This is a genomic window from Streptomyces pluripotens (assembly GCF_000802245.2).
Taxonomy (GTDB): Bacteria; Actinomycetota; Actinomycetes; order Streptomycetales; family Streptomycetaceae; genus Streptomyces; species Streptomyces pluripotens.
In genome coordinates this window covers 3,797,360-3,819,857 of the sequence record NZ_CP021080.1, presented here as the reverse complement: position 1 = coordinate 3,819,857, position 22,498 = coordinate 3,797,360, and the positions used below count along the sequence as shown (strand labels likewise).

At 66.6% G+C, this 22,498-nt stretch carries 19 protein-coding genes, 1 tRNA gene, 1 pseudogene and 1 riboswitch; of the genes and pseudogenes, 8 read left to right on the top strand and 13 right to left on the bottom strand.

The window, feature by feature from the left end; translation table 11 throughout:
• The first annotated feature begins 116 nt into the window (after positions 1 to 116).
• The 4 genes from LK06_RS17295 (at position 117) to LK06_RS17280 (ending at position 5,240) form a co-directional block, all read left to right on the top strand.
• Entirely contained in the window at positions 117 to 1,541 is a 1,425-nt protein-coding gene (locus LK06_RS17295; protein ID WP_039650277.1) for an NsdA family TPR-like regulatory protein, read from the top strand.
• Positions 1,542 to 1,610: 69 nt separating this feature from the next.
• On the top strand, positions 1,611 to 2,828 hold the full coding sequence (gene lhgO / locus LK06_RS17290; RefSeq protein ID WP_039650278.1) for an L-2-hydroxyglutarate oxidase: 1,218 nt from the start codon (positions 1,611 to 1,613) through the stop codon (positions 2,826 to 2,828).
• A 245-nt stretch (positions 2,829 to 3,073) separates the two neighbouring features.
• Positions 3,074 to 3,898 carry a tRNA (guanosine(46)-N7)-methyltransferase TrmB gene (gene trmB / locus LK06_RS17285; RefSeq protein WP_039650280.1) on the top strand — a complete coding sequence of 275 codons (825 nt, stop codon included), beginning with the start codon at positions 3,074 to 3,076 and terminating at the stop codon, positions 3,896 to 3,898.
• 40 nt (positions 3,899 to 3,938) lie between these two features.
• A complete protein-coding gene (locus LK06_RS17280; RefSeq protein ID WP_043408882.1) occupies positions 3,939 to 5,240 on the top strand; it encodes a PrsW family intramembrane metalloprotease in 1,302 nt (433 codons plus the stop codon).
• 130 nt (positions 5,241 to 5,370) lie between these two features.
• On the opposite strand, the gene LK06_RS17275 is transcribed toward LK06_RS17280, so the two are convergent.
• From LK06_RS17275 to LK06_RS17265, 3 genes are all read right to left on the bottom strand, one after another.
• Positions 5,371 to 6,402: a M23 family metallopeptidase gene (locus tag LK06_RS17275; protein WP_039650284.1), complete on the bottom strand. Its 1,032-nt coding sequence runs from the start codon at positions 6,400 to 6,402 to the stop codon at positions 5,371 to 5,373.
• 9 nt (positions 6,403 to 6,411) lie between these two features.
• Positions 6,412 to 6,578: riboswitch (cyclic di-AMP (ydaO/yuaA leader) on the bottom strand.
• A gap of 323 nt (positions 6,579 to 6,901) precedes the next feature.
• A tRNA-Met gene (locus LK06_RS17270) sits at positions 6,902 to 6,975 on the bottom strand.
• A 238-nt stretch (positions 6,976 to 7,213) separates the two neighbouring features.
• On the bottom strand, positions 7,214 to 8,347 hold the full coding sequence (locus tag LK06_RS17265) for a dihydrofolate reductase family protein (protein WP_039650287.1): 1,134 nt from the start codon (positions 8,345 to 8,347) through the stop codon (positions 7,214 to 7,216).
• 81 nt (positions 8,348 to 8,428) lie between these two features.
• Here LK06_RS17265 and LK06_RS17260 point away from each other — a divergent pair, with 81 nt between their 5' ends.
• Together LK06_RS17260 and LK06_RS17255 are read left to right on the top strand one after the other, a co-directional pair.
• Positions 8,429 to 8,959, top strand: a complete 531-nt coding sequence (locus tag LK06_RS17260) for a MarR family winged helix-turn-helix transcriptional regulator (RefSeq protein ID WP_043408879.1) — start codon at positions 8,429 to 8,431, stop codon at positions 8,957 to 8,959.
• A gap of 206 nt (positions 8,960 to 9,165) precedes the next feature.
• Positions 9,166 to 9,801, top strand: a complete 636-nt coding sequence (locus LK06_RS17255) for a GTP cyclohydrolase II (RefSeq protein ID WP_043408876.1) — start codon at positions 9,166 to 9,168, stop codon at positions 9,799 to 9,801.
• 204 nt (positions 9,802 to 10,005) lie between these two features.
• On the opposite strand, the gene LK06_RS17250 is transcribed toward LK06_RS17255, so the two are convergent.
• From LK06_RS17250 to LK06_RS17240, 3 genes are all read right to left on the bottom strand, one after another.
• Positions 10,006 to 10,521: an SRPBCC family protein gene (locus LK06_RS17250; protein WP_052318969.1), complete on the bottom strand. Its 516-nt coding sequence runs from the start codon at positions 10,519 to 10,521 to the stop codon at positions 10,006 to 10,008.
• Between the two features lie 586 nt (positions 10,522 to 11,107).
• Positions 11,108 to 11,575 (bottom strand): NUDIX hydrolase, encoded by a 468-nt coding sequence (locus LK06_RS17245; protein ID WP_039650295.1) that lies wholly within the window; start codon positions 11,573 to 11,575, stop codon positions 11,108 to 11,110.
• Positions 11,562 to 12,278 (bottom strand): XRE family transcriptional regulator, encoded by a 717-nt coding sequence (locus LK06_RS17240; RefSeq protein WP_324609090.1) that lies wholly within the window; start codon positions 12,276 to 12,278, stop codon positions 11,562 to 11,564. Before LK06_RS17240 ends, LK06_RS17245 begins: the two co-directional genes overlap by 14 nt.
• Before the next feature lie 213 nt (positions 12,279 to 12,491).
• On the opposite strand from LK06_RS17240, the gene LK06_RS17235 reads away from it, so the two are divergent.
• Together LK06_RS17235 and LK06_RS17230 are read left to right on the top strand one after the other, a co-directional pair.
• Complete coding sequence (locus tag LK06_RS17235) at positions 12,492 to 12,857, top strand: hypothetical protein (protein WP_234367433.1); 366 nt, start codon at positions 12,492 to 12,494, stop codon at positions 12,855 to 12,857.
• Complete coding sequence (locus LK06_RS17230; protein ID WP_159025091.1) at positions 12,854 to 13,057, top strand: hypothetical protein; 204 nt, start codon at positions 12,854 to 12,856, stop codon at positions 13,055 to 13,057. The genes LK06_RS17235 and LK06_RS17230 overlap by 4 nt, the downstream gene beginning before the upstream one ends.
• A gap of 771 nt (positions 13,058 to 13,828) precedes the next feature.
• Here LK06_RS17230 and LK06_RS17225 read toward each other — a convergent pair.
• From LK06_RS17225 to tgmA, 7 genes and pseudogenes are all read right to left on the bottom strand, one after another.
• Positions 13,829 to 18,199 (bottom strand): NACHT domain-containing protein, encoded by a 4,371-nt coding sequence (locus LK06_RS17225; RefSeq protein WP_234367432.1) that lies wholly within the window; start codon positions 18,197 to 18,199, stop codon positions 13,829 to 13,831.
• 217 nt (positions 18,200 to 18,416) lie between these two features.
• The gene (locus LK06_RS17220) at positions 18,417 to 18,956 is read right to left on the bottom strand and encodes a GNAT family N-acetyltransferase (protein WP_174673886.1); all 540 of its coding nucleotides are present in this window, start codon (positions 18,954 to 18,956) and stop codon (positions 18,417 to 18,419) included.
• Positions 18,953 to 19,507 (bottom strand): annotated as a pseudogene (locus LK06_RS34885) (NsdA family TPR-like regulatory protein); the annotation flags it as partial. The pseudogene LK06_RS34885 and the gene LK06_RS17220, both read right to left, overlap by 4 nt.
• 123 nt (positions 19,508 to 19,630) lie before the next feature.
• Positions 19,631 to 19,948: a DUF6087 family protein gene (locus LK06_RS17210; protein WP_043434175.1), complete on the bottom strand. Its 318-nt coding sequence runs from the start codon at positions 19,946 to 19,948 to the stop codon at positions 19,631 to 19,633.
• Between the two features lie 28 nt (positions 19,949 to 19,976).
• Positions 19,977 to 21,104: an ATP-grasp peptide maturase system methyltransferase gene (gene tgmC / locus LK06_RS17205; protein WP_043434172.1), complete on the bottom strand. Its 1,128-nt coding sequence runs from the start codon at positions 21,102 to 21,104 to the stop codon at positions 19,977 to 19,979.
• Positions 21,101 to 22,054 (bottom strand): ATP-grasp ribosomal peptide maturase, encoded by a 954-nt coding sequence (gene tgmB / locus LK06_RS17200; RefSeq protein WP_086083378.1) that lies wholly within the window; start codon positions 22,052 to 22,054, stop codon positions 21,101 to 21,103. The genes tgmC and tgmB overlap by 4 nt, the downstream gene beginning before the upstream one ends.
• Positions 22,051 to 22,344, bottom strand: a complete 294-nt coding sequence (gene tgmA, locus LK06_RS17195) for a putative ATP-grasp-modified RiPP (protein WP_043434170.1) — start codon at positions 22,342 to 22,344, stop codon at positions 22,051 to 22,053. Before tgmA ends, tgmB begins: the two co-directional genes overlap by 4 nt.
• Positions 22,345 to 22,498: the final 154 nt, after the last annotated feature.

Sequence of the window (22,498 nt, the reverse complement as noted above, 5' to 3'; positions counted from 1 at the left end):
AATCCCGCCAACCGGAACAATGCCCCTTAACGCTTGGGATGCATCGAACTACGCTGGGTTTACGAATGCCGCGTGGTTATGCCAGAGCGGCAGCCGTCTGTGTCGAGGGGTGGCGCATGTCCAGGGAGCAACGCGGGCCGAACGAAAAGCTCGGCGCCGTTCTCGCCCTCGCGGGAATCAGCAACGCGGGACTCGCACGACGCGTCAACGACCTTGGCGCTCAGCGAGGGCTGACTCTTCGCTACGACAAGACGTCCGTGGCGCGCTGGGTTTCCAAGGGCATGGTGCCGCAGGGTGCAGCACCGCACCTCATTGCAGCCGCCATCGGCCAGAAACTCGGCCGTCCGGTGCCGCTCCACGAGATCGGCCTGGCGGACGCGGACCCCGCACCCGAGGTGGGCCTCGCCTTCCCCAGAGACGTGGGACAGGCGGTGAAGTCGGCGACCGAGTTGTACCGCCTCGACTTGGCCGGGCGCCGGGCCGGCTCCGGCGGCATCTGGCAATCCCTCGCCGGGTCGTTCGCAGTGAGCGCATACGCAACGCCCGCCTCACGATGGCTGATAACCCCCGCCGACAGTTCGGTCGCGCGGGAGACGGGCACCGCCGAGGGCTCCAGCGCACCGATCAAAGTCGGCCACAGCGATGTGCAGAAGCTGCGGGAGGCCGCCGAGGACGCCCGGCGGTGGGACTCCAAGTACGGCGGCGGTGACTGGCGCTCGTCGATGGTTCCGGAGTGCCTGCGGGTGGAGGCGGCACCACTGCTGCTCGGCTCCTACTCCGACGAGGTCGGGCGCGCCCTGTTCGGCGCCTCCGCGGAACTCACCCGGCTGGCCGGCTGGATGGCCTTCGACACCGGGCAGCAGGAGGCCGCCCAGCGGTACTACATCCAGGCGCTACGGCTCGCGCGCGCGGCGGCCGACGTGCCACTGGGGGGCTACGTACTCGCCTCCATGTCGCTGCAGGCCACCTACCGGGGCTTCGGTGACGAGGGCGTCGATCTGGCCCAGGCGGCCGTGGAGCGCAACCGAGGACTGGCGACCGCCCGCACCATGAGCTTCTTCCGACTGGTGGAGGCACGGGCGCACGCCCGCGCCGGGGACGCACAGGCGGCCGGGGCGGCACTGAAGGCGTCCGAGGGCTGGCTCGAACGGTCACGGGACGGGGACAATGATCCATCCTGGCTCGGTTTCTATAGTTACGACCGCTTCGCTGCCGATGCTGCGGAGTGCTACCGCGATCTGAAGGCGCCGCGCCAGGTGCGTCGCTTCACCGAGCACGCACTGTCGAAGCCGACGGAGGAGTTCGTGCGGTCGCACGGGCTGCGGCTGGTCGTCTCGGCGGTGGCGGAGCTGGAGTCCGGGAACCTGGATGCGGCGTGCGAGCAGGGGGTGCGGGCCGTGGAAGTGGCCGGACGGATCTCCTCCGCGCGGACCACGGAGTACGTGAAGGATCTCCTGCACCGACTGGAGCCCTACGGGGACGAGCCACGGGTGGTGGAGCTGCGGGAGCGGGCCCGGCCCCTGCTGGTGGCTCCCGCCTGAACCAGCACGTCCGGCGTCGGTCGCGTTTGAAGGCGTTGTCAGTGGCGCAATGCACTATCGAGGTGGGAGGTGGTGCAGGTGCCGCAGGGTGCGTACGACTGCGACGTGCTGGTGATCGGCGGGGGGATCGTCGGCCTGTCGACGGCCCATGCGATCACACGGGCCGCGCCTGGCACGCGGGTGACCGTGCTGGAGAAGGAACCGGGACCGGCACGGCACCAGACCGGGCGCAACAGCGGGGTCATCCACAGCGGGATCTACTACCGCCCGGGCTCGCTCAAGGCGCGCTACGCGGTGCGGGGCGCCGCGGAGATGGTGAAGTTCTGTGCCGAGTACGGCATCGCGCACGCCGTGACCGGCAAGCTGATCGTCGCCACCGAGCGGGAGGAGCTGCCGAGGCTGCACGCGCTCGTGCAGCGAGGGCGGGAGAACGGGATTCCGGTGCGCGAGCTGGGGGCCGCGCAGATCGCCGAGTACGAACCGGAGGTACACGGCCTCGCAGCGATACACGTCGGTACGACCGGGGTATGCGATTTCACCGGTGTCGCCCGGCAGCTGGCACAGACATCCGGGGCGGAGATCAGGTACGGCGCCCAGGTCGTCCGGGTCGACCGGCGTGTGGAGCGGGGCGTTGCCGTACTCACCGCAGGCGGAGACGTCGTACGCGCGCGCGTCCTGGTGAACTGCGCCGGGCTGTACTGCGACGAAGTGGCACGGTTGACCGGGGACGAGCCCGGTATGCGGATCGTGCCGTTCCGTGGGGAGTACTACGAGCTGGCGCGTCCGGAGTTGGTACGGGGGCTGGTGTATCCAGTGCCGGACCCGGCGTTCCCGTTCCTCGGGGTGCATCTGACCCGTGGTGTCGACGGGAGTGTGCACATCGGGCCCAACGCCGTACCGGCGCTGGCCCGGGAGGGGTACGACTGGGGGGTCGTGAGGCCCCGCGAGCTGGCCGACACGGTGGCATGGCCGGGCTCGTGGGTGATCGCCCGGCGACACTGGCGGTACGGAGCCGGGGAGCTACGGCGGTCCATGTCCAAGGGGGCCTTCCTGGAAGCCGTGCGCAGGTTGCTCCCCGGAGTGGAGTCCGGGGATCTGGTGCGGGCCCCCGCCGGGGTCCGGGCCCAGGCGGTGCTGCGGGACGGGACGCTGGTCGACGACTTCCTGATCCGGGAGGGGGCGCGAGCGGTCCACGTGCTCAACGCACCGTCGCCCGCTGCCACCGCCTCGCTACCGATCGGTCGGGAGGTGGGGAACCGGGTGCTGGGGATGCTCGACTCCGTGTAGCGCTGAACCGGGCGGGTCGAACCAGGAAGAGGGGCGTACCAGAGGTGCACACCACCGGGCCGACACAGCAGAATCGAACCGGGCGGGCTCGAACCTGAAGGGTCCTCCTCCCCCTCTCCTCCCCGTGCCCCTCCCTGCACAACCCCGCCCCTCTTCGCCGCCACCCGCCGGTCGGCGCCTGCCCTGCGTGCACAGCCGCCGCCCCGCTGTGGGGCCACTGCGGGGCGCCGTAAAATTGGCTCACTGTGTCTGACTTCCTCAACAGCTCCGAAGCTCCGCCGTCGGCTCCCCAGGTTCCCGGTGCCTCCGTCCGGCACACCCGGGCCAAGGGTGAACCGCGTTTCCCGGACGGGCCCAAGGCCGATCCCGCCGGATCACACTTCGAGCGGCGGATCCGGAGTTTCCAGCCGCGGCGCAGCCGGGTGACGGCCGGGCAGGCCGACGCCCTTCAGCGGCTGTGGCCCCAGTGGGGGCTGGACATCGACGGGCAGCGGATCATCGATCCGGCCGAGTTGTTCGGGAACGACAACCCCGTGGTGCTGGAGATCGGGTTCGGGATGGGTGAAGCCACCGCTCAGATGGCCGCCGCTGACCCGGACACCAACATCCTGGCCGTCGATGTGCACACTCCAGGACAGGGCAACCTACTCAATCTCGCCGACCAGACCAGGCTGTCCAACATCCGGGTGGGTAACGGCGACGCGATCATCCTGCTGCGCGAGATGCTCCGACCCGACTCACTGGACGGACTGCGCGTCTACTTCCCCGACCCCTGGCCCAAGAAGCGGCACCACAAGCGGCGGCTCATCCAGCCTGAGTTCCTGACTCTCGCCGCGACCCGGCTCAAGCCTGGTGCGATCGTTCACTGTGCGACCGACTGGGAGCCGTACGCCGAACAGATGCTTGAGGTGCTCGCCGCGCACCCCGACTTCGAGAACACGCAGGCAGGGCGCGGTTTCGCGCCGCGTCCGGAGTTCCGGCCGCTGACCCGTTTCGAAGGCCAGGGCCTGGACAAGGGGCATGCGGTGCACGACCTGCTCTTCCGGCGTGTGCCGCACCAGGCCCGATAAAGCGTCCAGCCCTCACCGCTCCACCGTTAGGGTCGATGTCGTGGCCACCAGTCCTCCGTACCCGACTCCTCCCAACGGCCCCGGCGACGGGGTACTACGCCACCCGCACTGGTGGCAGCGCGGGTGGGTGCGGTACGGAGCGCTGATCACCCTGCTGGCGCTGTCCGGACTAGTCATCCTCGCACTCGTGCGGCGGCAGACCGGCACGGAGGGGTTCCTGGTCGGCCTCGGGCTGGCCGTGCTGCCCGTGCCCTGGCTGGTGGCCGCCTTCCGCTGGCTGGACCGGGTCGAGCCGGGCCCCTGGCAGAACCTGGTCTTCTCCTTCGCTTGGGGGGCGTGCGCGGCGGCACTGATAGCCATCGTGGCGAACAGCTTCGCGACCAAGTGGATAGCCACCTCCACCGCCGACCCGGCCGGTGCCGACACCCTCGGCGCCACCGTCATAGCCCCGATCGTCGAGGAGTCCGCGAAGGCCGCGGCCGTGCTGTTGGTCTTCCTCTTCCGCAGACGTGACTTCACCGGGTTGGTGGACGGTGTGGTGATAGCCGGGGTCACCGCCACCGGGTTCGCGTTCACCGAGAACATCCTCTACCTCGGAACTGCCTTCGGGACCGACCAGCTCTCCGGCGGCAGCGGCATCGCCTCCGTCACCGCCGCCACCTTCTTCGTGCGCATCGTCCTGTCCCCCTTCGCGCACCCCTTGTTCACCGTCCTCACGGGCATCGGCTTCGGCCTCGCCGCGCTGTCCGCGGAACGACACCGGGTCCGACGGGTGCTGCTGCCGTTGTGCGGGCTGCTGCTCGCGATGAGCATGCACGCCCTCTGGAACGGCTCCGCCACCTTCGGCCGGTTCGGCTTCTTCGCCGTCTACGGCGGGTTCATGGTGCCCGCGTTCGCGCTGCTCACCTGGCTCGCGATCTGGACGCGGCAACGCGAACTGCGGACCGTGCGGGAGGAACTACCGGCGTATGTGCTGGCCGGATGGCTGGGGCCCGCCGAACCGTTCGCGCTCGGGTCGATGCGGGCGCGGCGGGAGGCGCGGAACTACGCACGGCACCATTGCGGGGGACGGGCGGCAGCCCGGGAGATGTCCCGGTACGAGGCGTGCGCCACCTCGCTCGCGTTCCTCCGGCACCGGGGCCGGCGGGGGCGGGCCGGCGCCGATTTCGTCGTACGGGAGCGGGTGCTGCTGGCCGAGCTGTGGCACCGCAGGAACGTGGCGCGACCGGCGCTGGAGTACGCGGCCAGGGCTGCCATGCCGGTACCGGTACCCACCGCGCACTGGCCCGCGTACGGGTATCCGGCGGTGCCGTATCCCGCCTACAACCCGTACCGGACGTAGTCGGCCGGGACTCACGGGGTGTCCGGCACTGCCGGGGTGCGGTTGTGCGGGCTACACGCCACCGTGGCGGGGGAGGCCTGCCGCAGGCGGAGCGCGCGGCGGAGCGGAGTCAGGACGAGACTTCCGTCCGTCAGGGGTTCAGGCCCTTGCTGCGCAGCCAGGGCATCGGGTCGACGGCGGTGGCCTGGCCGCCCGGGTGGACCTCCAGGTGGAGGTGCGGACCGGTGACGTTCCCGGTGGCGCCGACGCGGCCGATGACCTCGCCGGTGGAGACCTTCTGGCCGACCTTGACGTTGATCGAGGACTGGTGGCAGAACCAGAGCTGGGTGCCGTCGTCCAGGGTGAGGATCGTGCGGTAGCCGTAGGCGCCTGCCCAGCCCGCCTCGGTGATCGTTCCGCCGTGGATCGCCTTGATCAGGGTGCCGGTAGGAGCGGCGAAGTCAAGGCCGGTGTGGTGACCGGAGGACCACATCGACCCGGCCTGGCCGAAGGTGGAGGTGATCGTGTACGAGGACGTCGGCAACGTGTACTGCTTGGCCAGCTCGGCGAGCCGCTTCTTCTCAGCCGCCTCCTTGGCTTCTGCCTCAGCCTTCTCCTTGGCGGTGGCGGCCTTGGCGGCAGCTTCCTTCTCCGCCTTGGCCGCTGCCTCGGCGGTCTGCTTCTCGATGGCGGCGAGCGCGGCGGCGGTGGCCTTGCTGTCCACCTGACCCTGCTGCTGCTCGGCCTGAGCCATGATCCGGTTACGCAGGGCCTCACCCGCATCGGAGTCCTGCGCGCTGCCGGCGGGGGCCGCGTTCAGGTCGCTGAGTGCAGTGGTGGTGGCCTGGTGGGCGTCGGAGGAGTCCTCGCCGAAGAGGGAGCCGACGGAGGGCAGGTCCGGCATGGAGAGGGAGACCGGCGCCTTGCCGGTGCTGGCACTGGCCATGCCGCCCGCGCCGACCGCGGCCATCACACCGACGCCGAGGACGGTGGAGCTGCGCGCGAATCCCCCGCGCTGTTTGACCACGCGGTGTCGTCCCCGGACCGAGGCGACGGAGTCCTCGGTGGGGTTCCACTCCTCCCGGGGGCCCTCTTCGGCACGGTAGGCGCCGTAACCGAAGGTCTCGGACTCGCGCGGGGCAGGCACGAACAGGGCTTCTGGGGCAGGCCGGTTGGACGCCACTCGGGCGCACTCCTTTCCTTCCTCCGCCTACCGGGTTAGCTGACGGGTTCGGAGCAGGAAGGTCTCCTACGCGCGTATACCGGTCGTGTACTCAGCGAGTTCACGACGGCATCCACGTGATTCACCCCAGGGTGGTGGTTCCCCGGCTCCCTTGCGGGACTCGGCGTGTGCGCACGGAGCCGTCTCTTGTGACGGCCGGGACGACCGTGCTGCGTTATCGAACGTTAATAGACCTGCCAGTCACTTTCCAAGCCGTTCGGCTTGATCATTAACGTTTCCACCCTGGACTTACCGGCCACAACCCCTACACACCGGGCAAGTTGCTCGACGTTCAGGAGTCTCGGCATTTTTGATGGTGACTCAGATGTTATGCAGACAGGGGTCGTACGATCACCATCGGTGAAGCCGCTGAATCCACTGAAGCTGCTGAAGCTGACGAGCACGCGGCAAACGCTCAGGGCCGGAACCCATGTACTGGATTCCGGCCCTGAGCCTTCAGTAGCGGGGACAGGATTTGAACCTGCGACCTCTGGGTTATGAGCCCAGCGAGCTACCGAGCTGCTCCACCCCGCGTCGTTGTGTGTTCAGTGTACGCCATGCGCAAGACAGAATGCACATCGGTTTCCCGTGGGGGTGTGAGCCGAGGCCTCCCACCCCCGGGCACCCTGCCGCAGCACCAGGAGGAACGGGGTGGTGCGGATACGGCGTACCTCCGGGACGGGGCCGCCCTGACGACGTCCGCGGCAACCGGCACGCCCTCGGTTTCCGGGGGCATCCGGAGCGGAACCCGGCCGGGACACCGGTCGGTCGCTCAGCCTGGCAGATGTTCGTTCGGGGCCTTGGCCAGGGGCGCGAACTCCGGGAGCACCACGACCTCGGCCCCTGCGTTCCGCAGGACACCCGTCCCGTCAGCCGCCGCCACGAAGGTGTCAGGCTCCCGCCAGGCAGTGACCACCCGGCGCACTCCGGCCCGCAGGATCACCTCGGCACAGGGCATGGGGCGGGAGGCACGGCGGGTGCAGGGCTCCAGACTGCTGTAGACGGTGGCACCGGCCAGCCGCGGATCGGCCGGGTCGATCTTCGCGAGCGCGACCTCCTCCGCGTGGACCACAAGATCGTCGCCCTCCCGGGAATGGCCGCGGGCCAGTTCGGTGCCGTCGGTGGCGACCACGACCGCGCCGACGCTGAAGGCCGTCTCCGACGGCGGGCACAGTGCGGCGAGTTCGCAGGCGATGCGCAGCCAGTGGCGGTCTGCCGCGGTGGGCAGCGGACCAGTACCAGGGGCGGTGGGCTCGTAACGCATGAGTACGACGTCCTCGATCCGACGGGAATCGACCAGCCGGAGGCGCCCGTCCTGGTAGGTCCCCGGGCCGAACAGGCGCGGGGCCCCCGGGTCGCCGACGAAGAGCGGGGCGAGGACCAGTTGGAGTTCGTCCGCAAGGCCCTGCTGGAGGAGCTGGGTGTGCACGCGCCCACCACCCTCGACCATCAAGCGCTGCACGCCGCGCTCATCGTGCAGGTGCTCCAGCAGCTCCCGCCAGTGCAGTTCGGCGCCGAGCGGGACGACCTCGGCGGTGCTGCCGAGGAGGCGGGAGGCCCGTTCGGCACCCTGGTCGGTCGTGTAGACGAGCCGGTCGCCCCCCGTGTGCCAGAAGTTGGCGCGGGGATCGAGGTCGCCGGAGCCGGTGACGGTCACCTTGAGCGGGTACTCGGGCTTGCCCGACGCCACCCGGGCCGCACGGCGCTCGGCGGAGTTGACCAGCAGGCGCGGGTTGTCGGCACGGATCGTGCCGGCGCCGATCAGGATGGCGTCGACCGAGGCCCGCACCTCGTCGACCCGGTCGAAGTCGGCCGGGCTGGACAGCAGGAGCCGCTCTGGGGCGGCGTCGTCCACATACCCGTCGAGGGAGACGGCGGCGGACAGCAGCACATACGGCAGGGACATCGGTGCACTCCCTCGCGGCGGCCCGGGAGGGCCACAAGCCGGCTTCTTGGTTAAAATTTGAAACAAATCTACACTGGCAGCATGACGACCCGCTGGCTCACCCCCGAGGAGCAGCGCGCCTGGCGCGCCTACATCGCCGCCTCCCAGCTGCTGGAGGATGCGATCGACCGGCAGCTCCAGCAGGAGGCCGGCATGCCCCACCTTTTTTACTCCGTACTGGCCAACCTGTCCGAGGCGCCCGGCCGAAAGCTGCGGATGACCGACCTCGCCGAGAAGCTGAAGATCACGCGCAGCAGGCTGACCTACGCCGTGACCCGGCTGGAACGGGACGGGCTGGTACGCCGGGAGGACTGCCGGTGGGACAGGCGCAGCAGCCTCGCGGCGCTCACAGGGGAGGGGATGGCCGTACTGGAGCGCACGGCGCCCGGCCACATCGAGGCGGTACGCGCCGCCCTCTTCGACCGACTCACGCCGGAGCAGGTGGGGCAATTGGAGGACATCTGCACGGGGATCACGCGCGGGCTGCAGGGGGAGGGCGGCACGGGCACGGCCGCGGAGGACGTGCCGTGGCGGCGGCGGTCGTCGCCCTGTCCCGGACCCCCACCTGGATAGCGCCGGTGGCACCACGACCTCCGTCCGGATGGAACCCGTCGCACCCGAGCCGGTACCCCCGGCGGACGACCACATGGGGCTCACCGCACCGGGACACCACCCTCATTGCTTTAATTTTCAAGCATGCGGTAGGGTCCAGATCCAGGCATCTGCTTCAAATCTGAAACAGAAGTGGAACCCGTACGGCCCCGAATCCGGAGACCTGCATGCCCGACATCCCCGCCGCCACCCCGCGCGCCCGCGTCCGGGTACCGCTACGCTTCCACGACGGCTACAGCGCCGACGCGGAACTCGTCACCTTCCACGGCCTCACCGACGGCCGGGAACACATCGCGATCGTCCTCGGCGACCCCGGCCCGGTCCCCCTGGTGCGCCTGCACTCCGAATGCCTGACCGGCGACGTCCTCGGCTCCGCCCGCTGCGACTGCGGACCGCAGCTGCGCGAGGCGGTCGAGCGCATCGCCGACCAGGGCGGCGTCCTGCTCTACCTCCGCCAGGAAGGGCGCGACATCGGCCTCTACAACAAACTCGACGCCTACGCCCTCCAGGACCAGGGTCTCGACACCTACGAGGCGAACGCCGCCCTCGGCCTGCCGGAGGACGCCCGCGACTACACGGCCGCGGCACAGATGCTCACCGCGCTCGGCGTCAGCGAGCTGGACCTGCTGTCCAACAACCCCGACAAGGCTGATCAGTTGCGCGGCCTGGGGGTTGGCGTACGGGACCGGGTGGCGACCGGCGTCTTCACCACGGTCCACAACGTCCGCTACCTCAGGGCCAAGGTCCTACAGACCCAGCACACGCTGCCGCTGGGCGAGTTGACGGAACTGACCGTGGGCTGAACGCGCGGGCCGGCCGCAGGGGCCGCCCGGCGGAGCGTAGCGCGGCGCCAACACCCACTGCGTGACGGCACTTGGCGCAGCAGGAGCGGATCAGCACCGACCACCGGGTGCGAGGCTGAGCTCTGCCGGGGCGCCGTCACGGTGTCGACGTGCGGTCGCGCTGTACCGTGCCACCGTACGCGCCGGGTTCGACACACCCCCTAGCTAAACCTCCGCTTCCGCCTCGGCCTTCACACCGGCCAGGGTCTGTTCGATGCCGGTGCGCAGCAAGGCGAGACGACCGTCGACGATCTGCTCCTCGCGGTCCGGGTGCCGCTCGACGAACTCGTGCACGGGGCCGCGGGCCGACCCGAAGCGCATGCCGTGTCGAAGGCGGGTGCCGGAGCCGCCCTCAAGCGGTTCCAGGGTGTACGTCCAGATGGCCAGCGGCTCACCGTGGCGCCGGTCGTTGAAGCGGACGACCTCCCACTGGAAGACGCGCTCCTGCGACACCTGCGCGATCCGGCTGACCGTGCGCCACTCCCCCAGCCCGCTGTTGCGGTTGCGGCCGGAGAAGCAGGCGCCGACCACGGGTCCCTCGGCGCCGTCGAGCCACTCCACCTCCTGCAGTTCCGGGCTGTGCCGGGCTGATGTGGAGATGTCCGAGACCAACTCCCACACCTGCCGCGGCGCGGCGGCGATCTCGGTCACGCACTCCACACAGGCATCTACGAGACGCATCGCTTCTTCCTCCTGGACACGGTTGGTTGCTGTGGTGATCAGGGGTGGATCGGGCGGGGACGTCGGGAACGGAACACAGGGATCAGAACACGGGGTGACCGCCCGGTAGGGCAGCGCGGGCAGAGTACTGCGCGGCCTTCAGGACGCGCCCGCCTCCGCCCCGACCACCGTCGCGATCACGCCATCGGCGATGCGCCACCGGCCAGACCGCGGACAGTCGAGGTCCCGCGGTGCGCGCCGGACCCACACGTACCCCGGCGAAGTCCCACCGCCGCACGTACCCCGCACCCGCCATGAACTCGCCTCGGCGGGCACCAGTGCCCCACCAGTCCTCGCCCCCCTACCCAGCGTGGCCCCTGCTGCCCCACATCGTCTCAGCCGCCCGCATCCCGGCCACACTGCCCTGGATCGCCGGCGCGCCCGCAGCGTCCGATGCAGACCCGGCCCGGTGTGATGACCCGGTTCGGCGACCGCCTGGACGACCACGAGCAGCGCATCACCCGGGTGGAATCCCAGACGCCACTCAGCGGCACCACACCCTGAACCACCGCTTTCACGAGGGTAAGACCAGTCGCGACACCCCCGGTCAACGTAGGGCGGGAGTCACCCCGGACCGCCAGTCATCAATCCTCTTGCGGATACTCGCCACCATAGGCAGATCATCCACCTCCGATGGCTCGAACCAACGGACGTCGGTGGACTCGTCGGACACGGTCAGGCAGCCACCCACCGGACGAGCCAAGAAACAGATGGAGAACTCCTGCCGCACCTCTCCATCGTCGTAAGCGAAGACGTGCCCCGGGTTGGTGTACGTACCGACGATCCCGACCACATCCACATGGAGGCCCGTCTCCTCACGCGTCTCACGCACGGCGCATTGCGGCAGGGACTCCCCGATCTGCATAGCTCCGCCAGGAAGAGCCCACATCCCGTTATCGGTGCGCCGCTGCAGCAGGATGTGTCCCTCTCCGTCGGTAACGATCGTTGAGGCTGCTGGCACCAGGCTGTTAGCAGGCGGCGCCGCCGGGTCGTCCTCGTAGTCACGCCTGCTCATCTGTCCCCTTCCACACGGGTGCCCCCCGGGTCCACAGTTCCTGAACGTGGGAAGCGAAGCGGTCGAACATGCCGTCGTCCTGGCACCGTCGTAGGTGCAGGGTCGGCGCATCGTGGCCGACCCTGTGTGTCAGCAGCGGCGTGACGATCATGTCATTGTCGAAGCGGAACACGCTCAGGTATGCGTGACCGCTGGAGAGCCGGGCGTCGATGCCGTCCTCCTTGAGTTTCTCCAGCTCGGAGAGGGTGACGCGAATCCGTGTGGATAGCGACAGCGCTACGCCCTCTTCCTGCTCTCTCACTCGGGTCAGCTCGCTGTCAGGGTCGCCGACCAGGAACCGGACCCGGCACCCGGCACCCGCCTTGCGGCGGAGTACCGTGCCGAAGCGGGCATGTTCAAGCCACAAGAAGTAGTTGGTGTACCCGGCGAACGTCAGCTCCCGTTCTGCCTTCGTGATCAGTGTGCGCCACAGGGAAGCGGGACAGGCCGAGCGGTACGGGAAGACCTCAGCAACCTCGCGGTCTGGTCCAGCTTTGACGAGCTTCTTCGCGGCTGCTGGCCATAACACCGATTCGTCCTCTCCGAGTGCCTCACTGACGGCCCATCGGTGGCGAGCGTGAGGGACGCGGCTTGTCTGTGTGATCCACCTGCTGACCGTCTTGCTGTCGACGCCGCAATGCTCCGCCAGTTCCCTGTCGCTCATGCGCGCTTGGGACATGGCCCGGCGTAGTGCTTCGTCCACCCGTACCCCCTGGGACGTTCGGCACGCTTTGGACGCTATCTCTCTCCGATCCATAACGGCCCCGGAATGAAGTGGGAACGACCCGCGTACGGGGTCAGCGTGGGGCGCACGCACAAAGGACCCCCGCAGCCGCGCGAACGGCCCGGGGGCATGTCCGACTGCTAAGGAGTCGACGTGTCGAACCGTACCGCTGGAGGAGCCGCCACGGCAGAGCGGCCACCCGCAGACGTTCCACTCGAAGTACTGGACGCCCTCCAAGTCCCCACGCTCGCCGCCCTCGGCGAGGACCAGACCGCCGGCCGCACCTGTGTGTGGGGAGAGGAGCCGCTCACGCTGGAGAGCGCCGTGGACCTGGGCGAGCGGGTCGCCGAGGACGGACGCTGGTTCCCCCGAGCCTGCCGCAACTGCACCAGTCTCCGCGCCCACCGCGCCATGCTCGACCACGGCACCCACTGCCCACTGTGCGCGTCCGCGGCGACGGCCGCGCACTGCACCGTCGGCCGCGGCCTGTACCGCCTCCAGCGAGCGTGCCGCCGGTGACCGAGACACGGAAGGATCTCGCGACGCGCTGGGCGGAGGCCGCACAGTCCGGCGCCCGCGCGGCCGGCTACTGCGCCCTGGAACACCACAGCGGCAGAGCGTCCTGCACCCGGACCCCGGGCCACGACGGGCCACACCGGGACTACTACAACGGCCGGACATCCATCACGGACGTACCCGGCACCCAGTGGTCCGAGTAGACGACCGTGCCCGGCGCAACACCGGTCGCGCCGGGCACGGGCTGGACTCCAGCGAACTCGTCTGACGGCGACGGACGAAGGTCAGCACTGGAGACGGACGGCCGCCCCGACGACGAGTCGGGGCGGCCGTTTCCGCATTCATGATCGTCTGCACTTCGGTTGAGCTTCGACTGAGCCATCGATCGCTGAGACCCCGAAAACGCCGTGAGCCCCAGTTCAGATGCCATCTGAACTGGGGCTCTGCTGTAGGCCCTGTGGGACTCGAACCCACAACCAATGGATTAAAAGTCCTGGCCAAGGCATGACGGGTGGTTCCGGACGCTGGTTCGGTGTCCGGAACCGCCTGGTCAGAGCATGTGCGCCGTGAGTGCCGATCCGCCGCGCGGCGGGTTGTGCCACACCGTCCGCTCACGCATCGCTCACGCAGAACATGCCGCTGACCAGAGCGTTCGCTCCTGCTGCCTCACAGGATTCGCGTATATCCGCCGCTCCCCCTTCGAGCGGCCTTCTCCACCGGGCGCTGAGTGTAGCGACGGCAGGATTCGATCCCTGCGACACCCGCTTTAGGAGTGGGATTGGATCCATGCCGCGGGGTGCTCGACGCTGCCACGCAGTACTGTTTCCGCTGGTCAGAAGCGCGCAGCGAGCCACCTAATCCGGCTCACTTTTCATCCGCCGTACGTGGCCCTCGTTTCACCCGTTGCCGAGAGCGCAGGACCGGCCCGGCGCTCTGCTGATCGCCAATGGTGTGGGAATCACGCCCGTTCACTACTATCGCTCAGACTTTTCTACCAAGTCCGCCACACCAAAGGCCCCGATAAGCAGAAGTTGATCCAGTAAATCAAGAACCTGCCCGCGGCTTGTAGTCGATGTAGCTTGCGCGTACGCCCGAACTAGTAGCTCACCAACATGCCGTGCGTCTGCTGCTGCGCGATTCCGAATGTCTTCCGAGCCCTCTCCATGGATCTCAACGAATCGACGACCGCACTCCAACGCCAAGTCGTCGACGCGGTCAGGGGCGTGCTCAAGAGTAATTAGCAGTTGCGGTAGAGCCTCCTCGAAAGAGGCAGAATGAATTAGTGCTTTGAGAGAGACCTTCAGGGGACGTAGGCGTTGACCGCGAACTACCGATGCAAATTCAGCAATAGCACCGCGTACTTTGTCTTCAGGGTCATCGATAAATTGCTCGAAGGCTCGCTGAGCAACGGCGGTATCGGTCGCATTAGACAGCCCGTGAGCACAAGCCCCGGCAGCTCCAATACGGCTGGCTACGTCTTCGCCTGAGAGCACCGAGTCCAACAGCTCTACCAAGCTCCAATGCATCGCAGCCAGAGCAGCCAATTGCCCGCCACACTGTCGCGTCTCGTATCTCTCCGATTGAAGCATGCGTTCAATCACAGGCTTCACTACGTCAAGGTCCTCAAAGCCAATGTGAGCCATAAGCCGCACTACAGCATGTGTAGCCAGAAGTTCATCGTCTGCATTAATGAGGCGAGCGAATGCTTGCAACGCCTGAGGACGAGCGTGACGCATAGAGGCATGAATCACATGCGCGACACAAGAGCGTACGGTGACAGCAGGATCCTCGGCCATTGCATCGAGCACTGGGAGAACCAACGCTGTTCGAGAGCCATCCGCGTCGTAGATAAGAAGGTCACCCAGAATCTCTGCCGCACTTCCTCGCGAAGAATTAATCCCCGACGTATACAGGTCTCGTCCCTGAGTGTGCTCTTGATTGGCGGTTTGGACAGTCAAGCTGCCATCAACTGGGTCACTAGCACCGGTCGCGCGGTCAATAATAAGCTGAACGATATCTTGAGGAACTGTCTTGAGATACTTTCGGATGGCAGATCCCAGCCACCGATTGTTTGCCTCGTGTCCGAGGGAAGCGATGTGTCGGACGGCTTCAAACACCGGCGCAGGGTCAGCAAGGGCATCGGCGTTGCCTAGTCCCATGAGGATTGCATCACCGTAAGCAGCATGGACGCTTTCATCAAATCGAAGAGCTAGCCGAGAGAATCTCTCAGGATCGCTCTTCGTTTGCTCCTGTAGGACATGTGATTGCTCGTAAGCGCCACCGGTGTGAGTCCGCCAGTCGGTTCTCTCTGAGTTATGTTTTGCTATGGCACCCAGCCACTGTTCATCGTTCATGCGTCCGGCGGCAGCCTGATTAATGGGAGCGCCGATCGCGCCTCCCGTTACGCCCTGAGGCTCTGCCGGCTGATCGGAATCAAACTTCCTGCGTAGTTCGCCGAGTCGACGGCGCCCTAGCTCAGATAGCCGATCTTCTTGCATCGCTGAAAGCAGATTAAACGGGTACCAGCCCGTAGGCTTGGACTCCCATGGAAAACGAACTTCGAGAATCGCAGCTTCAATACTGGCGAATGCCTCATCAGGCATGAACTGACTCGTGCCCTGGATGAGTTCCCGCGTTTTCCACACAGCATTTGCCGCATAGTAGCCACTAATAAACCGGTGGGTCCCCTGAAGTAGAAGCTCGGCTGCCCAATCTGCGTAGTGACTACCTGCCGCCCGCAATGCCTCATAGAGGAGCCACTGCGCTGTGTCGTGAGGATCAAACGCGAGGCTTTCGAGGACTGGACGAGCCGATGCGGCGTCCCTTTCAACGATCCCGCGAAGCGCTGTAGCAGCCCCTGCTAGAAGTGCATCTTCAAGTTCACGAATGTTGGTTCGTGGGTGGCGGTGGGAGAAATGCCGATCCCTATGAGGGCGGCTGTCATCGTGCTCGTAGGCTGTCTTAGCCATTACTCCCAACATGTACGGGATGAGACGTTCACAGAAAAGCTCTGGTGCTCCCGCTGCCGCGAGTTGCGTTAGTTGGATTACCGAGTAATCTCGGTCAAGTAGGGTCTCGATCTTCCCATTGTCATCTACGGCCATGGCACTAGGCCGGTCCACGAGGTGTGCGGCCAACAGTTCGACCATCCAATCGGGCCGCTGCTTACCGAGATCATGAGCAGAAAGCCAGACTTCATCCTCCATTCCCACATATTGCCCGCTCCTCACGGCGTCGAGGAGCAAATCAAATAGAGGGCGACTCTGATGGATATCAGAGAACCGAGTTACCCATCGTAGCCACTGCGGGTATTCGGCTACAGCCTTGTACCTCTGAAGGATCTCAGCAAGACGATCAGGGCTTGATTTCGCAGCCCCTGCCATCACTTCGATGGCTCGTCCCTGCTCTGTTTCGTCTTCCCCGTCAAGCCACTCTTCGATGACACCCTCCGCATCGAGACGCTCAAACCACGGTGCTGTCTGGAGGATTCGCCACAGTCGTGCCTCGAAGGCTGGGTGTGTCTCTTGGACGTTGGTCACCATCTCCCATTCACGGGATGTTGGGTCAGACAGAGATCCAAGAAGTTTAAGGACCACATCTTTGATGTGGTACCTGATGTCGGGGCTCGTAAGTAGGGCCTCCGTCTCGGCAGCGAAGCGGTCTGGCTCGAGTTCTCGAAGATGGTTCATAACTTGACGAACTTGCGCCCGCCGGAAGAGTTCTTGCTCTCCTCCCAACAGGAACGATACGAGTGACTCATCGCGCTCGATCCAGCCACGAGCAAAGGCGTAGTCGAAGAAGCTCTCATGGAAGAACGCGATCTGCTGACCATCGCGAACGAGAACATGCTCCGAGACAAGGACTCCCGCATCATCAGCCAGATCATCGGCATCAAGAGCAGTAATCGGGACAGAGAGCCGCTGCCTCGCACTGATGGCCTCAGCAAGAGTCGAGATAACCTTGTTAAAGCGAACTGAATCACGCCTCTGGCGACAGTCGGTCAGCTTGCGTTGCCAGAAGGCGTCGAAGAGATTTTTCGTGGTTTGAAATGCCATGGCGTCTTCGTCGCCGGCGATACTCTTCAACAGAACAAGGTTCAGCGGAGAGCGCAGTAGCGTCTTTTGGTGGTCAGCTAGCGCGTTCGCATTCAATCCCATTGCACGAACCGACTCTGTGACTTGCGCGTCGGAAAGCTCCCCGACCTCGACATGCGCGCAATTCTTGGCATCTGCAAGTTCGCGGATCCGGTAGTCGTTCTCGACATCAAATTTCCGACAAGCGAGAACGACCGTCATTGCAGGAAATGCTGACGCTTCGCGCACCAAACTCGCAACGGCATCAAAGTTCCTCGGCATTCTCCCTGATGTCAGACTAACGGCGTCCAACTGGTCCACGATGAGAACACTGGAGCGCTCTCCAGCAACTGCAGCAAGTGCCGTGACAGGAGAAACACCTACGCCAATCCTTTCCCCTAGCTCAGTCGTAGAGGAGAAGGGCTCGAGACGATCCAGCCGGAAAGCTAGAAGTGGCACCGAATCCGCGTCAAGAGATTCGTAGACGTGATGAAGCGCGGCACTCTTTCCGCCGCCGCCATGCCCCATCAATAGAAGAAGTTTATTCGACCCATTGATTAGCCCTACTAGCTGGTCGGCCTCGGAGCGATCAATAGTCGGTTGAAGGAGCTCTCGCTCAATATTCGATGCCCACCCCTTAGAAACCGAGCTAACCTGTTCAGCAATCCCACTCGCGTTAAGCAGTCGGGCCCGACTCAGTCCATAAGTGCCCAGGCGAGAATCAATTGCCGGGGCATCAAGCGTGACACCAAGGGAATTCTGAATCAAGTCCCCTAGACCAACTGCCGCTAGACTTCCGGCTGCACCTTCCAAAAGGAGTTGTGCCAATGCTCCGTTCATGCTCACAATGTCTTGCTCATCTGGCCATGAGATCGAAAAGCCTCGCAAGATTTTCCATGCTGTCTCCGAAGATTCAAAGATTTCGGAAGATGAAAGGTCGTCGAATGGGTCCCTGAGCCCTTTCGTTAGCCAATGCTTGATGAAATCATCATGGTTTCCTGAGCGCCTTGCGCGATCGCCAAGCTCTTGAAGGGGACTGGCAGGCAATAGGGAAACGAAGCGGAACTGACGTCCATCCTCGACGTGCGAGCGAACGTTCTCCCAAATCCCTTTGTCTTGGAGAGATTTGACCGTCCAGGTGTTTGCGCTGCCGTTCTGCCGCTTCAACTGATGGACTTCTACGGTGTCGCCGTGGCGATAGGTGAACTCGGCTCCCAGGCCCAGCTCATCGATGTCCTCGACCGTTACAGAATGACCCGTACCAAGAAGCACGTAGAGAACGTGTCGAATCGTCCAGGCGCCTTCATAGCGGTTACCAAATTTGTCAGCCTCACCCCCTGGCCTAGGACTCATGAGCCTTTCCCCCTTCACTGCGTGACGGCATCACGAACGGTGCCCCTTGAGCTGAGTGCTTCAACGATAGCGCCGGGTGCTGACAGGGGATGCGAATCCCCTACACCACGTTGTGGGGCACGTCCTCGGGGGCTGTTCAGCGAATGGTACGGATCATCACGGCGAGCACCGGCGAGGCCGGTGACGGCTGACTCTGGCCGATGTCCTTGTACCCCCACGACTTGTAGAGCGCGTGGACCTTTCCGTCTCCAGCAGCCGGGTTGACCATGAGCGTGACGAAGGACTCGTGGCGTGTGGCGAGGAGGGCGTCGTGGATGCGGCGAGCGGTGCCTGTCTTCCGCCAGGTTGGCCGGACGCCGATCTCCTTCAAAGCCACGGCCGGATGCGCGGTGTACTTCTCCGCCGGCGTCGGGCTGGTGCGCTGCCAGTAGCGGTCGCCGTGCTCGATGGTGTTGCCGTAGGCGTAGCCGACCGGATACCCGTCCGCGTACGCGAGGACGGCCGTGAACCCCGGCTCGGTGCCGTGTCGGTCCAGGCGTTCGCCGAACGCGGTGACCGCGTAGTTCGGCAGGTGGAGGAGTGGGGCGCGTACGTCGGCGTACACGTCGAGGAGGTCGCCGCGGACGGTGTCGAGAGTGGTGAAGGTGCGCAGTTCGATGGCGGGCGCCGTGGTCATGCGGCCATCCTCCAGGTGACGGTGTGCTCGGTCCAGGTCTGCACGGTGGAGCTGCCCGGCGCGGTGGCGCGCAGTGCGGCCCCGAACTCCTGCAGCATGCGCGTGACCCGAGCGTGCTGGGTGGCGGCTTCGGCGGGGACCTTCATCGCGGTGGCCGTGGCGGCGTCGGGGGCGCCCTGGGCGAGCTGGGCGTGGGCGAGCCGGGTGGTGGTGATGGCACGGGAGCGGATCATGTGGGGCCGGAGGGCGGACAGGCAGCGGTGGGCGTGGTACTCGGCGGTCGAGTAGTCGCCGAGCGCCAAGTGTGCCGACAGAGCCAGGGAGTCCAGCTCGGCCTGGTCGTAGAAGGCGAGCATCCACACCGGCCGGTAGTCGGCGGGGTCGGCTCGCAGCATGGCGTCCTGGGCCTGCTCGAAGGCCCGGCGAGTGCCAGTGCGACCCTGTGCCGTGCCGTGGATGGCGCCCTGGCGGGCCAGGCCGAGGCAGGCGAACAGGGGGTCTCGGCGGGTGAGGTGCAGGTTGCGGGCGACGTCGTTGGCGGCGAACGCGTCCTGGCCAAAGCTTGGTGGGTGGTTCCGGACGCTTCTTGGGTGTCCGGAACCACCAGGTCAGGACAGATTCCAGAGCGGCGCCCGTCCCGGGCATCGCGGACAGGCGCATTTGGTAGGGGTCGGTCAGTGCTTCCGGTGACGCCCTCGGCCGGGGCCGAGACCAGGCGGAGCAGGCTGGATGTCCGGCCCGCTCTCGGGGGCAGGCTCGGGAACGTGGCCGAGGAACTCCCTGGCGGCATCCGCGTTCGGTGCCACGCCGACTGTCACCCATGTCTGTCCGTCCCACTCCATCAGGGCGCGCGGGGCGTTGGGGGCGACGTGGGAGGCGCGGGCTCCGTCGGCGAGGGGGACGGCGCGGCGGGTGCCGGTCATCTCCCGTTCCGCAGCCCGGCGCCGGTCGCGTCGGGCGGCCCACTCGTGCAGGGGCTCCTCTTCCGGCATCGTCCGCGCCTCCTGGTGCTCGTTGCCGTCAGACCTTAGACCAGGCCACGGTCTGCCCGTCGGGGGTGACGGTGACCTCGAAGTGGTCCAGGCCCGGGGCGCCGTCGGCACGCCATCGGGTGACGGTCTCCTCGATGTCGTCCCATAGGCGAGCGGGTCCGCCCTGGCGGACGGTCCAGGTCTCGCCGTCCTGAACAGCGGCGGCCCAGGCGCCGGCGTCCACGTCGATCAGGAGGTGTTCGGTTCGGCCGTCCCGGTTGAGGGTGAGTCGTTGCGCGTGGGGGGCGGCGAGTTGGGCGACGAAGCGCGTGTTCCAGTCGTCCAAGGCGTCCGCGGCAAGCCCAGTGGTGCGTTCCTCACCGTCGTCGATGTCCGGCAGGAGGCCCAGCGGGGGCGGGAGCTGGGGGCGGGCGATCATGAAGGAGACTTGCCCGCCGAGGAGTCGGCCTCGTGCGGTGCCATCTTCGCCCACGGTGAGCCGGGCGAGTTCGGAGGAGTAGAGCCAGCCGGACAGGGTGGCCAGGATGATGCCGCCGGGCCGGGTCTGCTCCACCCACGTATACGGGAGCTCGGTGACGCCGCACGTCGCAATCAGCCGGTCGTAGGGGGCGCTGTCGGGGTGTCCGGCGAGCCCGTCGCCTGTGATCAGAAACGGCGCGTACCCGGCGTGCCCGAGCGCGGCGCGGGCACGGGTGGAGACCTCCGGGTCCACTTCCATGGACGTCACGAGGTCTTCGCCGAGTCGATGACAGAGCAGGCCGGTGGAGTATCCGGTGCCCGTGCCGATCTCCAATACGCGGTTGCCGTCCTCGACCTGGAGGTCTTCGAGCATCCGGACGACGAGGCCGGGCAGGGTGCTCGATGATGTGGGCTCGCGCAGGATCTCGCCGCGGATGTCCCGGGGGGCGATGGTCCCGGCGATCTGGGTGACGAGGGAGGTGTCTTGGTAGCAGCCGCCCAGCCATCCGGGGTCTTCGGGGAGGACCGGCCGCCACGCGGTGGTTCCGGGGCTGTCGGCCCGTTCGAAGTAGCCACCGCGCAGGAACTCGTGCCGGGGCACGGCTTCGACGGCTGCCCGCCATGGGGCGGAGTGCAGGTGGCCACTGTCGGCCAGGCGCTCGGCGAGCGCGAGGCGGAGGCCCTTGTCGTCGGTCACGTCGCGGTCTTCCTCTCCAAGAGGTCGGCCAGGGCTGCGCACATGGGCAGACCCGTTTCAGGTTCCAGCCAGTACCACTGACCGGAGGGGTTGCACTCCAGGAACCACCATTGCCCGTCCTCGCCTACGCAGAAGTCGAAAGCCCCGAAGACAAGCCCGAAGTGGTCCATGTAGTGGCGCAGCGCCGAAGCAATGCCCGGCGGCGGCTCCACGGGCGTGTAGGCAAGCCGGTCGTAGTCGGTGCGCCAGTCCAACAGGTCGGAGTCGATGCGAACGCAGAACACCCGGGTGCCGATGACGGTCACCCGCACGTCCGCGGTCTTGGCGACGCGCTTCTGGAACAGGTGCGCCGTGCCCGCCACCCCGTCATCGATGTCCGCGGCGGACACCTCAGCGACCTTGACGACGTTCGACACCCCGCCCACCCGGTACACCGGGTTGTGCAGCGGCTTGTAGATGACCGAGCCCTGTCGCTTGATGAAGGCCCGTGCCGCGTCCGGGCTGGAGGTGATCAACGTGGGCGGCACCAGGAAGCCGGCCTCTACCGCCGCGGCGAGCCCGGACGGTTTGAACTCCGCATCCCCGATGCGGTGCGGGTGGTTGACGTAAAGGCAGCCGGGCAGGGCGGCCAGCACCCCGCCGAGCCCGTACCGGGCCTGCGTGATGGCGAACCGAGCGTCCTGCTCTCTGAGGTGTGGGAAGGCGAACCCGGTCGGCCGGCGGTAGTACATGGCGCGGACGTTGGCCAGGTTCGCGGTGCGGGAGGGAGTGAGGAGGTGGCCCTCGATCCCGTGCGGGGTGATCTCTGCCTCCACCGACAGTGATGCGGGGAAGTCCCCCGAGTCGAGCCGCACGACCGGGATGTCCCGGCCGTGCAGCTCGCGAATCACCACGTCGGCGGTGGGGTCGTGCAGGCTGGTGACGACCAACACCGGACGTGTGTCAGTCACTGGTCGCTGTCGCTCCCGGTGTCGCTGTCCTGAGTCGTGCCGTTGCCGTCAGGGCTGGTCCCGGTGGAGGGGCTGGTGCCAGTGCTGGTTCCGTGGCCGGGCATCTCCATGACCTGACCACTCGCGTCGAAGAATTGGGCGGTCTGGGTGTCCGGGTCCAGTCGGACCGTGGTGTACCCGGGGGCCATCGTGGGATACGGCTCCATACGGCCGACTCCCCACGGTGGCGGGGTGATGGTTCCCTGCGGGACCGCCGTGCCCGTCGGCAGACGGTCAGAGTGAACGAACATGCCTCTCCTCGGTGTCGAAGTGATGGATCCCGGCCGGGGCGGGTGGAGCAACGAGGCAGCCCCGGCCGGGGTCGTACCGCCCGCCGTTCTGGCAGCAGGCGACAGGGGTTGGCCCCCTCGGGGTGGGGACCGTTTTCCCCCACGGCGTCTTGCC